We start from the raw sequence: 14,869 nt of genomic DNA, 5'->3' as shown, positions 1-14,869 counted from the left end.
GGCCCCTGGTTTGCTTCCCGGACGAGTGGGGTGAAACGCAGAGGGGACGGCGGGCACGTGGCGATCTACACTCGAACCGTGGCCCCTGATGAGACCCGAGGCTCAGCCAAAGATCTTGCTCGCGACGAACTGATCTTGGCGCAGTCTGCTTTCTATTTGGATGAACAGGGCGATGTCGAAGCTGCGGCCCTTCTTCTAGATGTCGCGGATATCGATTTTATCGCGTGGGAACGCGACTACGACATAACAAATTATCGGGCCTGCCTGAACGCCCCCGGGTGGCTGGCTAAACGTTTTACTCCAGAGATCATAGAGCGGGTCGAATCGGTCCTGAGGAAAATCGCAGCTCGCCATGACGTGCACATATATGACGTAGTCATTGGAGCCGCACTGCCATTCGTTGATCACACATGGCGGGAATCTCTGTATGCGCGACTGTCTGGCGGTACCGTAACGAACCATGCTGTTCGGGTTGAGCCAGACCCGCGACTGCGGCGTGATGGGTTCAACTTTGACTCTCTCGAAGAGATCAAAGTTTACGACGCACTCAAGCGAGCCCAGGCCGACCTTGTAAAACATGATCCAGCCAATACAATTACGATCTTCCCTCTCCCTCTGGGACGTGTGGGCATTGGTTCGTCTTGGACTCCCGACTTTCTGGTGGTCAGACAAGGAAAGATCGGTCTTATCGAAGTGGATGGGCCTCACCACCGCGGACGAGCTGGCGCCGACACCACCAGAGATCGACACTGGAAAAACAGCGGAGTAATCCACATCGAAAGAATTTTAGTGGAAGAAACTAGCCTAGATAGGGATCTGGATCATCTTGTTCGCGCTTTCCTCCAGCGCATCCTTAGACGATGCAAGGGCCTCGCCGCTGATTTTGGGCCTATCTGGAAAATATTCAGAAAGGTCAATGAAGATCAGAGCCTTAGCCTCATCGCGCTGGGTGATGGCTAGAGGCTGAAATCGTCCGACAGGCTCAATGAGTTCAACCTGTTAGGCCGACTCGAATTTCTACCGCGCTACCAGATGGAGGATGAATGACCGGAACGTCAGGCTTCAAGAAGATCAGCCCACTTGCCTATGATGCGTTAGCAGATTCACTCTCTCTAATTTTCTGGTACAAGAAGTCGCTAGCGCGCTTCCTGCGTGCCGCGCTGCGAGAATACCCGGAACTCTTAGTTGGCTTGGATCTGGAAAACGCACCTAAGCGAGATACTGTCGATGCACTAGTCTCTCGACTGATGCACGGAGAACGCAAGTATCAGTCAGTATCTATTAGTCTGATGCTTGAGATCTCCTCGATGGAGCGCTTTAGAGAGTTAGAGCAACTTGAAGACCCTAGCTGGCTAGAGCGTGCGCAGCAGGCTGTTGCGGATCTTAGCGATCTGACAACTCAGCACCGCGAGATAGCAGAAGAGCATGCGCGATTTGCGAAAGAATTGGCAAATGCCGTCGAAGAAGCGGAGAAGGGGCGCGCAACTTCCAAGGCTCTGGACGAGTTGAAGCAGCAATTCCTTGTGCTGCATTCACTTTCGGACCCCCAAGCGCGAGGACGTAAATTCGAAGGATTTCTCAACGATCTTTTCTGGCTTTTTGATTTCAATCCGAGGGCGGCCTACTCGTTAGAACTAGAGCAAATCGACGGGGCATTCAGCTTTGACACCGACGATTATGTGCTGGAAGCCAAGTGGCTGAAAGGTGTTGTATCTCGTGAGCAGTTAGATGTGTTCGGGATGAAGATCGCACGCAAGGGAAAGAATGCTCTAGGTCTTTACGTGAGCATCAATGGATTCAGCTCTGACGCATTGAAGCAGTACGAGTCGGCATCATCCTTCATCACAATGGACGGCTCCGACATCTTCATGATCCTTGATGGTCGCGTTCGACTGGACGATCTACTTCTTCGCAAGAAACGATATGTCAACGAGACCGGTGATTGTTATTTTCCGGCTACCCGCATGTTGGGTGAATAGGTCTGGCGCAGTCACGCCAGCGAGAGGAAACGAAATGCCTCGAGCTGCACGCCGCGTCGTTTTACCCCTAGGGCCTCGCAAGGCCGCTCGACCAGCACAGCAGACCATCCAACCCACGTCGTCAGGATGGAGCGTGTGTACCTGGGGGCCGGCAAGCGAGCCATAATCTTGAGCTAATCGTGATCGCGTTCGTCGGTCATCCGATCCTTCACATTCACCACCTCGCGGAGAGAGTGCATGAGCTCCTTCTTATCTCAATTGCCAGCATTACTTGGCGTAGTGATCGGCGCACTTGGATCTTACATGGCGACCAGCCTAAACGAGCGCTCGCGGTGGAGGCGTCAGTACGCAACACGGTGGGATGCGGAGCGTCATAGGACGTATGTTGAATACGCTCACGCTGTCCGGGCTGTCATCCTATTGTGTGGGCGATTAGCTGCGGCGCGAGGGATAACTGACCATTATAGTAAGACTGCATTGAGCGACATCGAAAACGGTCTGCAAGAGCTGAACCGTGCTTCTTTGGAGCGTGCATGGAGGTTCGAGTCTGTCCTACTGCTGGGAGATCAGGACACAATCAATGCAGCAGATAGATGGAGTGCAGTTGCGGAACAACTGCAAGACTTTGCACGAGGAGAGAAAACGAATCCGGAAGAATGGGAAAGGATCTATAGGGAAGCGTATGCGGCAAAGGATGAATTCCTGTCGAAAGCCAGAAAGCACCTAGGTGTCGATGTCGCCCCTCTCGTCCAACGATGATGTGCAGGAGCAAATATCAATGAAAAAACCGGAGTGGAAGAATTATGAAATTGCCGTCGGAAGCCTGATGGAGGAGCTTGGGTTCGATGTGCAGATCAATGAAAGAATAGAGGGTGTTCGAGGGGTTCATGACATTGATGTGACTGCTCGAATGAACATTGGCGGAATAACCCAGCTATGGGTAATCGAATGCAAGAAATGGAATAGGCCCGTTCCGAAAGAGCGAGTACTAACTTTACTCGGGATCGTTAGCGACGTCGGCGCCGACAGGGGGCTGATGTTCTCAGATCGTGGCTTTCAGTCGGGTGCGATCCGCGCCGCCTCGAACGCGAATGTAACTCTTACGAGCCTCGAAGACTTTCGCCAGGACGCGGCGCAAGAAATACATAGACTGCGACTGAGGCGAATGAACGAAGAGATAAACAAGCTCCTGCAAAGTTTTTACGCCTTGGGACAGCTGACCGAGCCGGATCGTAGCCGAGTTCTGGCGCGCTACATTGGACCGACCGACATACTTGGCGAGAAAAGCCCTCTCGCGCTAACTGGCCAGCTTACTTTTATTCGCAGCACAGTGGATCAGGCCGAACAGAATGAATGGCCAGTGCCTTTCATTCCTATGGACAGTAGCGTCCCTTTCTATGTTGCTGACTGGCCTACATTCTATGTGCTGATCGAGGGAAAGATTGAAACTTGCAAGAGGATATATGAACACATGACAGGGTTCGGTGGTGAGGTTTTGGACTGGACGGAACTACAGCCATCCGAAATGACCGAGCTAATCAATCGGATTCGAGCCAATTGATTGACTTATCGGGAGGTGGCGATTCAGAACTACGTCGTGTGATCCGAGCGCGGCCCCACGGCTGCGCCTCAGTCTGATGCTGGGGCACATAGGGGGCACAAGACACCGTGAAACGTCGGCAGCCAACGACCACCGACGCGAGACCAGAAGACCGCCCGACCAGCGCAGCAAGTATCCCGACGCAGGTCGGCAGGATGGCGATCAGAGTTCCGCTTCAGCGTCAGCCCTGGCTTGCGTCTCCGTCGTCGGCCCGCGCACCTCAGTTCCGTTCTGGTTCCGCCCGAGGCCGTAAAACGTCGGAAGTCAGTAGGAGACGTTGAGAGCCGTATTGCCAGGTCAGGGCACTACTCCATGGCATACGCCCAGGTGGAGAGGCGGCAGGAGAGAGTTCGAGTTCTACTGCGGCATCTGAGGAAAGGAACCACGCCGGCGTGCCCGTTGCGTGCCCGTACGGTCGGCGGTCCGCAGGGAATTACGGGGACTCACGGTCGCTCGACCCGTATACCCCCAGGTCAGCGGTTTGGCAGTTTAGACGGCGTGATGTTAAGAGACCTCCCGAGCTGCTAGCGCGCCATACCGATCCTGGCAGCTATCGGGGCCGGGGGAGAGTGGTCCATACGGACCGGGCACCTCTTCAGGCAGTTCGCAAAGCGTGAGGTTCGGCACGCCCAGGCTCGCTGGGGTGCACCAGGGGCACTTCACTCAGCAGCAGGGCCCGACAGGCGCGGCTCCTCTCCAGGCTCGCCGTCGCAATAGTCGACCGAATCGCCGGAGCGGGCACAGGCCCGCAGCGATGAGATAAGCCCGTGCCCGTAGATCATCAGCGAATCCACCCGGCACCGCCCTTCGTATCGGGGATCACAACCGGCCCAGTCGGATCGTAATCACATCGACACAAGGTGTCATTAGCACGGGTGTTCGCGTCGTTCGGTCTGCACAGGCACCGTGCCTCTCTCGGAGCCGCCGGTAAGAAGGCGATGGCGGAGGTGTCCGCTGGGGACCATCCGGGGACCACACGCTATGCGCACAGCCGAACAACGGGCACGTGTGCTCACCTTGCCCTCGCGCCTCTGAATACGACTGAGCTGCAATAACGACTACACCAACGTCCTGGGGGTCAAGGGGTCGTGGGTTCAAATCCCGCCGTCCCGACACTGTTCTAGCAGGTCAGAGCCACAGTTCCCAAGATCGGGGATTGTGGCTTTTCTGTTGTGTCACCCAAGTGTCATCAAGAGTCGCCCTCCCGGACCGTGCCGCCCAGTGACAGATGTATGTCCAGCGTGTCACCGCATTCGCCGGCTTTCTGGCTGGGGGAGTGCCTCGTGTTCAAGCGGACTATAGATCTACACCGTAAAGGGCCTCGCTTCTGGGCGGTGCGAACTCGATCAACAACGCATTGCCTGCGGAAGACCATTCGCAGACGCCTGTGGCTGCCGTGGTGAACCTTCCTGGCCACGACTTGGTGACCGTCGTTCGCCACACCGACGCGGAAGTGACGTGGAGAGCACGCAAGATCACGATCTACGGCTGGAGTCTTGGAAGCGTCCCAAGAGGAACCGCTCTCGTGAGGGGCATGGCGGGCAGCCGTTCGAGGATGGACTCCTGGCCTTCCTGATCACCCAGCTGCTCGCCGCACTCGAACCCGATCGTGCTCACGAGGCGTGAGAGACCCGAAGGTTGTGGGCGAGGTGGGTGCCACGGACGCCGACCACGAGAGCCACCCGCGTACTCCTGGGAAGCGCGTCAGGGCTTCAGAAGTTCGACCATCAAAACCTTCACACGGTCGTAGATCTCATTCCGTATCACGCGCACAGCATCGATGCCCTGCCCCGCCGGGTCGTCGAGTTTCCAGTCCTCGTACCGTTTGCCGGGGAGGATAGGGCATGCATCACCGCAGCCCATGGTGATGATCACGTCGGATGCCTCGACGGCGTCGGCAGTGAGCAGCTTCGGTCTTTCGGCACTGATGTCGATGCCGACCTCGCGCATGGCGTCTACGGCGACGGGGTTGACCTGCTCCCTGGGCGCCGATCCGGCCGAACGTACCTGGACGCGGTCGCCGGCCAGATGCGCGAGCCAGCCGGCCGCCATCTGGGAACGGCCGGCGTTGTGTACGCACACGAACAGGACGCTGGGCATCGGAGGCATGGATGGTCCCTTCGATCTGTCTGGGAGTTCCTGATATTCGTTCTGGCCGATGGCCACCGGTCCTCGAAGCGGTGCTCCCGCCGCATGCGACCGCAGGGCTCCTCCGTCGCTGTCCTCCGTGGCCGAGATGACGCGAGGCGACAAGGGGGCATCCTCGGTTGACGTACGCCGCCTCGGTCCACCAGGCCTCCTGCTGAGACGGCATTGCCGTCGACCGTCCAGTCTGGTGCGCGCGCTACCTGAGCAGTAGATACGCCCCTGCGGCTACGGCGGCGGCGACAGGCGGTGTGCACAACCAAGCGATCAGAAGGTCACGGACCGTCTTCTTGTTGAGCCTGGACAGGTCATTGGCCGCGATGCCGGAGATGGCCCCTGCCGACACCTGCGTGGTCGACATGGGCAAGCCCAACATGGCACCCAGTCCGACGAGGCTCGCGGTCGTGAGATTGGCGGTGAAACCCTCGACATGAGGAATCTTGATAACGGAGTACGCGAGCCGGTCGGCGATGCGAGAGCCCGCCACGACACCTCCGATGGCCATCGCCGCGGTGACGGCGAACAGCAGACCGGTCGGGGTCATACCGCCCACCAGTGCGAAGGAGCCGATGGCAACGATCTTGGGCGCGTCGTTGAGGCCCCGGGCGAAGCTCGCCAGGCCACTTGTCGCCCAGTGGGCGATTCCGATGGCTTGCTGCGCCTTGGTCCGCTCGACCTGTGCCGTCAAGGTCGCGACCGGCGCGGCGTCACCGTCCGGGGCCGGAACCGGGATTCGTTCCGTTCTCGCAGTACGGATCGACACGACTTTCCGGGTGATGATTCCTAATACGGCTGAGATGGCATAGGCCACCAGGATGCTCAGCAGCAGCGGCTGCACGACCTTCCCGAGCAGTCCGTTCCACTCGACCGCGGAGCCGGCGAACAGGCTTCCTGCACCAAGAAGCGAGCCGACCAGGGCGTGGGTGGTGGAGACGGGCAACTTCAGGACGGTGGCCAAGACGACCCAGAAGATGGTTCCGATCAGCACCGCGACCGTGAAAGCCGGGGTGGGCGTGGCGGAGACGATGCCTTTGGAGAAGAGTTCGGTCATCTTCGAGGCCAACGTCAACGAGACGAGGCACCCGAGAGTGGTGGCTACGGTGCCCCATGCGATGGCCGTGCGGATCTTCGTCACGCCCGCGCCGGCGAGCGTGGCGACACCCTTCGGTACGTCGTTCGCTCCGTTGGCCGCGGCCAGTAAGAGCACGAGCACAAGTACGAGCACTTCCATGGGTATGCCTCCGGGGGGTTGCGGTGCTCGTGGGGGAGCGCGCAGCGAGAGGTATGGCGGGGCCTGGCTACACGTCGGCGGGCATCAGACCGGAGAGCGATCTCGGAACCGGCGCATCAGGCGCCGTCTTCTGCAGGGTCAGCAGTCGCAGTTCCCCAGGGGTCGTCGCACGTCCTGCGGCCGGCGGGGGACTCGCCCGGCCGCGGACCACGGGATCTCCGCGGCCGTAATCCTTTTCCAATGCATCCGAGTTCCAATGCATCCGAGGAATTCCGCAAGGCATTGCGGATCAGGGCGGCGCGGGCCCGCCTCGGGGACTCGTGGCGAGGTGCGGTAATGCTGTAATTCTGTCGTACGGCCTGTTCGACGTGCACGCATCACCAACCTTCGGATCGTCGATCCGCTGTCCGATGAAAACAGCGTCAGGACTATCGAAACCATCGTCAAGACCTGTAAATGAAGATCATGTAAACAGTTATTGACTGCCTTGACCACCGATCGTGTCGTGGGCCGGGCTGTACGGCCGCCGATGTCCGGGTGCCGACATCCTGCTCGCCCGATCACAGGATGTGCGGGCTGGTGAAATCGGCGGCTTTGTTGTACGGCGTGATTCCGAAAGGTTTCGTCATGGTGGTGTAACAAGGGTCGTCTGCATGAATAGCCAATCTCGTCAAGAGTCTTGACCATTCCCGCCGGCCCCTTTTAATGTGCACCTGTCGGCTGGATCGATAGTTATCAATGCAGTTCACCCGGCTGAGATGGGAGGCGCTCCGTGGGAGGAAAGGAGCGCATCGCGTCCCCGGCCCCATCGCATTCGACCCCGGCGGCAGGCGCTCTCGCCGGCTGGCGGGGATCGTACGTCTGGGCCACACTCATCGGCCTGGCCATCGGCGTGTTGCTCTGCGTCCTCAACGTGCTGGTCCTGTTCCGCACCGGCACGTCCTTCGGAGGGTCGGCGCTGGTGGCCGCGCTGGGCGCGGCGCTGCTCCGGGTGGCGGGAGCGCTCAGCTGGCAGGGTCTCTTCGTCGTCTTCTCCATCGCGTCCAGCGGATACATGGCCACGGCCGCGCTGGACACCGGCGTCGGAGCCGTGGTCCTGCGGGCCGGTGAGCTGCCGGCCTGGGGCTTCCTGGTGCTGCTGGCGATGGCCGCGAACGCCGTGGGCATCCTCCTCGGCGGGCTCGTCGCGCGGACCCTGGTGGTCGCCGAGAGGCTGCCCTATCCGACCCTGAAGCCGGCCATCACCCTGATGGCGTCGCTCAGCCGCCCCAAGGACGGGGAGAACGACCGGCTCGGCCGCATGCTCCCCATCGCCGCCGGCGTGGGCGCCGCGTCGGCCCTGGGGGTCGCCCTGTGGGGGCACGAGATCACGCCTGAGGTCACGGGCACCCATCTGGCCCTGGCCCTCTCGCCGTTGCTGTACGGGGTCGGCTTCCTCATCGGCCCGCGCGCGTGCGCCTGGCTTGCGGCCGGCGCGGCGTACACCGTCGTCGTGTGGGTGGTCCAGGACGGCACCGAGGGCCGGTCCGTGGCGTACACCGACCATCTGTCCTATCCCTGGGTGCTCGCCGCCGGCGTCGGCCTCATCCTCGGCTACTCCCTCGCCTCGATCGCCCGCGTCCGCGGCCCGCTGGCGCGTTCCCTCCAGGGCGGCCGTCTGCTCCCCGGCCCCACGCGGTGGCTCGCCGTCGCCGTCCTCGTGGGAACGGCGCTGCCGGCGCTGGTGTACCCGTCCCTTCTGCGTTACCTCGGCTACGGCCTGCTCGGCGTCGTGCTGCTCGCCGTGATGACCGTGTTCCTCACCCGAGCAGGCGGCGAGATCGGGCTGGTTCCGTTGTCCCCGGCGCTCTACTTCAGCGTCGTGGCCTTCGCCGTATCCGGCGCGGACCGGACGGCGGCGTTGCTCATGGCCTCGACCATCTGCTGCGCGGCCCTCGCCGCCGTGTACTTCACCTACTCGGTGAAGGTCGCCCACGACCGTCCCGAGGGACTGGCCGAGCCGCCCGGGCGGCTGACGGGCTGGACGCAACTGGCGGGCGGCCTTGCCGGCGCCGTGGTCGGCGTCCTGGTGATCGCGGTGCTCAGCCGCGCGGGTGTGCTCGGGGGAGGCTCCTTTCCCGCTCCTGTGGCCACCGCGGTCCAGTTCGTGGACACCACCGTCCGGGGATCGGCCGAATACCCCGCCACCGTGGCCCTCGCGCTGGCCGTTTCGAGCCCCCTCGGCCTGGGCCTTGCCTTCACCTCGGCCATGCCCACGATGATCGGCCTCGGGGTGCTGCTTCCCCCCGCGAACTCGCTGACCCTCGCCGCCGGAGGCCTGACCCAGTGGCTGCTCACCCGCCGCAACCCCGGCCGGCGCAGCGGCACCGAGATCGTCGCCTCCGGTCTGATCATCGGAGAGGGCCTGATCACCATCGCGGTGCTCATCGTGCGGGAGGTCCTGCGGTGACCCGCAACCCGGGGCACGCGCCCCACCAACGACTCTCCCCGCCGCGACGCGGCGGGGAGCGGGCCGGAGAGCGCGGCAGAGATCACAGCGGAGGAGGTGATACCTATGATCGCCATTTCCATGATCGAGAACGCCGAAGTGTCCGAGAAGCAGACCGACTGCTGCACCGCCATGCGCGGCCGGAAGAACCTCGACGTCGTGACCAGCATCATGGCCAACGACCCCGACGGCTGCGAGTGACCGTGGCCGGCGGACCGTACGGCACAGGTATCCCCTGCCGCGCCCTCCACTTCCCGGCCCGCCCCCTCACCCACCCCCGGCGGCACCACAGGACACCGTTTCTGGGAGACACACCATGTTTGTGAGCCCGAACACCGTCACCTTCTCGGTGGAGCTCCCCGAGGGCACCCTGGACCCGGCCTATCTCGGCGAGAGCGGCAAGGTGAGCGTCCTCGCCAACGCGGTGTCCGGATCGATGGACATCGTCACCCCCGCCGAGGTCGCCGCGCTGGAACGGGTCCGCGCCGGAGAGGCCGTCGACCGTGAGCTCGTGGCCGGCCTGCTGGAGCGCGGGTACGTCTGCACCGACCTGGCCGAGGAGGAGGCGCGCTACCGCGCCATCGTCGACGGCTACTTCCAGGCGATCCAGGAGGCGCCGTTCCAGTTCATGTTCATCCCGTCGTTCGTGTGCAACCTGGCGTGCCCCTACTGCTTCGAGGGCGAGCTGACCACCAGGAGCCCGCGCATGGACGAGGAGATGATCGAGGCCGCGTTCGACACCATCCCCGAGATCCAGGACCGGCACCAGAACTCCGGCCCGCCGTACATCACCCTGTTCGGCGGGGAACCGCTCCTGGACACGCCCTACCAGCGCGGCGCCGTCGAGCAGATCCTGCGCGGCTCGTACGACCGCGGCTACCCGGTCACCGCGATCACCAACGGCGTGGCGCTGGACGCGTACGTGCCGATGCTGCTCAAGTACGGCTGTGAGGAGGTCCAGGTCAGCCTGGACGGCACGCCGAGGACCCACGACACCCGGCGGGTGTTCCGCAACGGCAGGCCGACGTTCGAGCTCATCGAGCGCAGCATCGACGTGGCCGCGGACGCCGGCATCCGCGTGCTGATCCGGGTGCTGATCGACGAGGACAGCGTGGACGACATGCCGCGCTTCGCGGAGTTCGCACAGGCCAAGGGGTGGCTCGACCACCCGAAGATCCGCCTGTTCAACGGCTTCACCAAGGCCACCACGTTCCTGTACGTCACCCCCGACCACCCCGAGGAGAAGCGCAAGCGCATGGTCCGGGGGGACGTCAAGGCCGGGCTCCAGGAGGCCTTCTGGCGCATGGTTCAGCAGAACCCCCTGGTGGACCGCATGCTGCAGCCCGACCTCGCCCGCATCAGGTCGGCCGTCCTGGAGGGCGACCGCCTGCGGCCCAACCTCCAGGGATGCAGCGCCGGCACGAGCGTCGTCGCCTTCGACCCCAACGGCAAGATCTACGGTTGCCCCGAGACCGTGGGCCGTCCCCAGCACGCCTGTGGGACGTTCTATCCCGAGTTCAGCTACGCGGCCGGCTACCGGGATCCCTGGCGGCACCGCCACGTGGACACCGTGCCCATGTGCCGCGACTGCAACGTGAAGTTGTTCTGCGGGGGCGGCGGCTGCCCCATCAAGGCGTGGGCGGCCAACGGCGGCGACTTCAACACCTGCTACTGCCCCAAGGTGTCCAGCATCACGACGCGTGTCGAGACCCAGTTGGCCTACCTGCTGCCCATGGCGCTGCGCCGGCAGCAGGAGCACGCGAACCGACCGGAAGGAGAAGAGGGAACGTGGGAGCAGATGACACGCGTGGGTTCGTTTCCCTGGATGAGCTGATCCGGCCGGGAACGTCGGCCGGCACGGTCGCCGAGCCCGCCGCCTGCGGATGCGCCCCGGCGACCGCGGACGAGGCGTCGGGCTGCTGCGTGGCCCCGGAAGCGGCCCTGGAAGCGGTCCCGGCCGACCAGCGTCCCGTTCCCGTCGAGACGCACGTCAAGAAGCGTTACGACGCGCTGGCGGTGCAGGGCACCAGCACGCTGTGCTGTTCTCCCACGTCGGTCTACACCCCGGAGGAGCTCGCCGAGATCCCCGGCTGGGTCCTGGAGCTGTCGAGCGGCTGCGGCTCGCCCATGAACGCGATCGGCCTGCGCCCCGGGCAGACGGTCGTGGACTTCGGCTGCGGCGCCGGGCTGGATCTGCTGATCGCCGCGCGCAGGGTGGGTGAGACGGGCCGGGTCATCGGCGTCGACGCGTCGATGCAGATGGTCAGGACGGCTCGGCGCGCGGCCAGGGAGATGGGGCTCAGGAACATCGACGTGCGGGTCGGCGACATCCGGCGCCCACCGGTGCGTGAGGCCAGCGTGGACGTGGTGATGAGCAACTGCGTCCTCGGCATGTTCCCCGACAAGAAGGAAGTGCTTCACGCGGTCGCGGCGGTCCTGCGCCCGGGAGGGGTGGCGGTGATCTCCGATGTCGTGTACTCCGACGACGGCCCGCCCCCGGCGGATGTGGCGGCCGGCGAGTCCGCAGGCGCGGAGGACTTCGCCCGGTGCGTGGTGGGCATGACCGAGAGCCAATACCGTGACCTGGTGCTCGGCGCGGGCTTCGGCAGCGTGGACATGCGCAGCGACGGGCTCGTTCCGTACCGCGACGGTGCGCAGGTCACCAGCGCCATGATCTTCGCCTACCGGGACGACAGCCCCGCCCGACCGTGCTGCTGACCGGCGGCTCGCCCGCGCTTTTCCGGGACGTCGGTCTCCGGGCGGACGACTACGCCGAGGTACGCGTCGAACGCGCGAGGACCGTCGACCTGGTGTGGCGCGGCGACGGCCTGGAAAGCAGCGTGACCAGCCGTGACGAGGGGTGCTGTGCCCGTGTGATCGGCCGGTCGGGGTCGGCGTTCGCGTCGGACACCGCCATGGACGCCGGGCCGGTGCTGCGCAGGGCCGCGCGGGACGCCGTCGAGCTGGGGTGTGCGGCGGGACGCCTCGCCGCACACCGGCCCTATCGGGACGACCGTCCCGGCGAGATCGGCGAGCTCGCGGAGACGGTCGGGCTGGCGGAGAAGGTGGAACTGCTCGGCGCCTACCACGCGGCGGCGCTGGCCGCGCATACCGGCGTGACCGGGGCGCTCGTCTACTACCGCGAGTCGGTCGCGGACGTGGAGCTGTTCACCAGCGAGGGGACCGGTGTCTCCTACCGGCGCAGGGACCTGACGCTACAGATCACCGTTTACGCCGACGGCGGCGCCGCGAGGACCGCCGGCTCGGTGTCGGCCGGCAGCGGCGGCGACTTCTCGGTGGTGCGGGGTCTGGGCCCGGACGTGGAGGCCGCCGTCGCGACCGCGGTGGATTTGCGCGCCGCCCCCGTGGTGGCACCGGGGGAGTACGACGTGGTCTGCGACGGCCCGCTGGCCGGCATCTGGGCCCACGAGACGATCGGGCATCTCGCCGAGGCCGATCACCATCTCGGGGACGCGCCTCTGCAACGGTCGCTGGCCCCCGGACGCCGGCTCGGCCCGTCCATGCTGACGATCACCGATCACCCCGGACGTCCCGGTGCGCGGGGATTCGTACCGGTGGACGACGAGGGCACGGCGGGGTCTCCGGTGGAGCTGCTGCGCGACGGCGTCGTCACCCGGCCCCGGCTGCACGATCGCTCCACCGCGGCGGCCTTCCGCGAGGACCCCACCGGAAACGCCAGAGCCCTGAACTTCCGCCACCCGCCGCTGCCCCGGCTGCGGACGATCGCCATCGCCCCCGGTGCCGCCTCCGAGGAGGAGATGATCGGCGGTGTGGCGCGCGGGCTGCTGGCCCGCGGCGTGCTCGGCGGGCAGACCGACCGCGCCGGATTCACCTTCCTGCCGGCGGAGTGCCGGGAGATCCGCGACGGCGAGGTCCGCGGCCGGGTCAGAGGCGTGGTGCTGTCCGGCGACGTGCTCGGCGCCTTCGCGGCCATCGACGCGATCGGCCGTGAGCAGTGGCGCGGCGACACCTCGGCGAGCTGCGGCAAGCAGGGCCAGAACGGGCTGCCGGTCAGCTCCTGGGCCCCCATGCTGCGATTGCGAGGCATACGTGTCACCTCTGGCTGACCGGCTGGACCACGTCGCGGCGGAGGCCGCGGCCCGCGCCGGCCACTGGGAGATCCTGGCCGTCGAGCGCGACGACACCGTGGTGGAGGTCGGTTCGGGCGTGCCCGACCTGGTCAGGTCCGCGCACGAGACGGCGCTGTGCCTGCGGGTGCACCTCCACGGCCGGGTGGGCACGGCCACCACGACCCGCCTCGACGACGTGCGCGGGCTCGTCGGCGAGGCCGTACGGAACGCGGCTCACGGGCCCCCGGCGTCACCCGACCCGGTCGCCGGGAGGAACGCCGCCCTTCTGGCCGCCGAGAGGCCCGCCCCGGATCAGGGCACCCGATCCGTACGGCTCCTGGCCGAGCGGCTGGGCGCGCTGCAACGCTCGGCCGGGTTGACCGTGCACGGCACGGTGACCCGGACCGAACAGGCGGTGCACCGCGCGGCCCCGGACCGGCGCACCACGACCTCGGACCGGTTCTTCCACATCGCCGCTCTGGCGGAAGGGACGGCCGTCCAGCTGCCGTGGACCGGCTGGACCCGGACGCCGGAGCTGCCCGCCGCGCTCTCGGCGTGGCTGGAGGCCGCGGCCGGATGGGACGGGCTGCCCGCCGCCGACGCGCCCTCCGGCGACCACGACGTGCTGCTCGCCCCGTCCGCGGTGCACACCCTGCTCACCCCGCTGGTCACCGCGCTGAACGGCACCGCCGTCACCGCGGGCCGCTCGTTCGTCGCCGGGCATCTGGGCGAGCCGTTCCTGCACCCCTCGATCGGCCTGCGCGACCATCCCTCGGAGCCGGCCGCGCCGGACGACCCGGACGACGAGGGCACCGGCGGGCTGGCCTGGCCGGGCAGCGACGACGACGGCGTGCCATGCGCGCCCCTCACGCTGGTCGAGCGGGGCGTCCCGGTCCGGGCGTACCACAGCGTCCGTACGGCGGCCGCGTGCGGGACGGCGCCCACAGGGCACGGCTTCCGGGGCAACGCGCTGCGCCGCACGGTGCTCAAACCTGCCACGCCGGTTCTCAACGGCGCGACGCTGTCCGCCGGATCGGCCGACGTCGGTTCCTTCGACGACCTGCTGGCAGGCGTCCGCGAAGGGGTGCTCGTCGAGTCGCTGATGGGCGGGCACCAGCGTGCCGGCCTCTCACCGGTCGTCGAGGGCAGGCTGCGGCTCGGATTTCTAATCAGGGACGGACGGGTGGCCGGGATCCTCCGGCAGCGTCCGATCGCCCTGGACCTGCGTGAGGTGCTCGGCCGCCGCTTCCGCGCGGTCAGCGACCGCCGGTGGGCCGTGAGCAGGATCTGGTCGGGCCGCATGCCGTTCGTGCTGGCCGGTGGGACATGACGCGA

General features: G+C 65.2%; 12 protein-coding genes. 10 read left to right on the top strand and 2 right to left on the bottom strand.

The features are described 5' to 3' along the window. Positions 1-78 precede the first annotated feature (78 nt). From HCK04_RS14470 to HCK04_RS14455, 4 genes are all read left to right on the top strand, one after another. Positions 79-960, top strand: coding sequence for a hypothetical protein (locus tag HCK04_RS14470; protein ID WP_142647814.1), 882 nt, complete (start codon positions 79-81; stop codon positions 958-960). Between the two features lie 83 nt (positions 961-1,043). Beyond that, on the top strand, positions 1,044-1,979 hold the full coding sequence (locus HCK04_RS14465) for a restriction endonuclease (protein WP_142647813.1): 936 nt from the start codon (positions 1,044-1,046) through the stop codon (positions 1,977-1,979). A 477-nt stretch (positions 1,980-2,456) separates the two neighbouring features. Then, a complete protein-coding gene (locus HCK04_RS14460) occupies positions 2,457-2,738 on the top strand; it encodes a hypothetical protein (RefSeq protein ID WP_142647811.1) in 282 nt (93 codons plus the stop codon). Next, complete coding sequence (locus tag HCK04_RS14455) at positions 2,713-3,540, top strand: restriction endonuclease (RefSeq protein WP_142647809.1); 828 nt, start codon at positions 2,713-2,715, stop codon at positions 3,538-3,540. The genes HCK04_RS14460 and HCK04_RS14455 overlap by 26 nt, the downstream gene beginning before the upstream one ends. Positions 3,541-5,283: 1,743 nt before the next feature. Here the strand turns inward: HCK04_RS14455 and HCK04_RS14450 are convergent. Both HCK04_RS14450 and HCK04_RS14445 read right to left on the bottom strand, forming a co-directional pair. Continuing rightward, positions 5,284-5,688: an arsenate reductase ArsC gene (locus HCK04_RS14450; protein WP_142647856.1), complete on the bottom strand. Its 405-nt coding sequence runs from the start codon at positions 5,686-5,688 to the stop codon at positions 5,284-5,286. Positions 5,689-5,923: 235 nt separating this feature from the next. Beyond that, a complete protein-coding gene (locus HCK04_RS14445; RefSeq protein ID WP_142647807.1) occupies positions 5,924-6,955 on the bottom strand; it encodes an inorganic phosphate transporter in 1,032 nt (343 codons plus the stop codon). 772 nt (positions 6,956-7,727) lie between these two features. On the opposite strand from HCK04_RS14445, the gene HCK04_RS44190 reads away from it, so the two are divergent. The 6 genes from HCK04_RS44190 to HCK04_RS14420 all read left to right on the top strand — a co-directional run bounded on the left by HCK04_RS44190 (position 7,728) and on the right by HCK04_RS14420 (position 14,864). Beyond that, on the top strand, positions 7,728-9,404 hold the full coding sequence (locus HCK04_RS44190) for an OPT/YSL family transporter (RefSeq protein WP_142647805.1): 1,677 nt from the start codon (positions 7,728-7,730) through the stop codon (positions 9,402-9,404). Between the two features lie 105 nt (positions 9,405-9,509). Continuing rightward, positions 9,510-9,644, top strand: coding sequence for a hypothetical protein (locus HCK04_RS43585; protein ID WP_259402773.1), 135 nt, complete (start codon positions 9,510-9,512; stop codon positions 9,642-9,644). Between the two features lie 121 nt (positions 9,645-9,765). Continuing rightward, the gene (locus HCK04_RS14435; RefSeq protein WP_168065937.1) at positions 9,766-11,277 is read left to right on the top strand and encodes a radical SAM protein; all 1,512 of its coding nucleotides are present in this window, start codon (positions 9,766-9,768) and stop codon (positions 11,275-11,277) included. Continuing rightward, complete coding sequence (locus HCK04_RS44185; protein WP_142647801.1) at positions 11,232-12,161, top strand: methyltransferase domain-containing protein; 930 nt, start codon at positions 11,232-11,234, stop codon at positions 12,159-12,161. Before HCK04_RS14435 ends, HCK04_RS44185 begins: the two co-directional genes overlap by 46 nt. Further along, a complete protein-coding gene (locus tag HCK04_RS14425; RefSeq protein WP_142647799.1) occupies positions 12,152-13,531 on the top strand; it encodes a TldD/PmbA family protein in 1,380 nt (459 codons plus the stop codon). The genes HCK04_RS44185 and HCK04_RS14425 overlap by 10 nt, the downstream gene beginning before the upstream one ends. Next, entirely contained in the window at positions 13,515-14,864 is a 1,350-nt protein-coding gene (locus tag HCK04_RS14420; RefSeq protein ID WP_168065935.1) for a metallopeptidase TldD-related protein, read from the top strand. The genes HCK04_RS14425 and HCK04_RS14420 overlap by 17 nt, the downstream gene beginning before the upstream one ends. The last annotated feature ends 5 nt before the right edge of the window (positions 14,865-14,869 follow it).

This window comes from Microbispora sp. CL1-1, assembly GCF_012034195.1.
Taxonomy (GTDB): domain Bacteria; phylum Actinomycetota; class Actinomycetes; order Streptosporangiales; family Streptosporangiaceae; genus Microbispora.
The sequence above is the reverse complement of the archived record's forward strand: the minus strand, read 5'-3'. Positions and strand labels throughout refer to the sequence as shown.

Excerpts from the sequence above, each read along its gene's own strand:
- HCK04_RS14465 (WP_142647813.1), top strand. The coding sequence starts at position 1,044 with ATGACCGGAACGTCAGGCTTCAAGAAGATCAGCCCACTTGCCTATGAT.
- HCK04_RS14455 (WP_142647809.1), top strand. The coding sequence starts at position 2,713 with ATGTCGCCCCTCTCGTCCAACGATGATGTGCAGGAGCAAATATCAATG.
- HCK04_RS14450 (WP_142647856.1), bottom strand. The coding sequence starts at position 5,688 with ATGCCTCCGATGCCCAGCGTCCTGTTCGTGTGCGTACACAACGCCGGC.
- HCK04_RS14445 (WP_142647807.1), bottom strand. The coding sequence starts at position 6,955 with ATGGAAGTGCTCGTACTTGTGCTCGTGCTCTTACTGGCCGCGGCCAAC.
- HCK04_RS43585 (WP_259402773.1), top strand. The coding sequence starts at position 9,510 with ATGATCGCCATTTCCATGATCGAGAACGCCGAAGTGTCCGAGAAGCAG.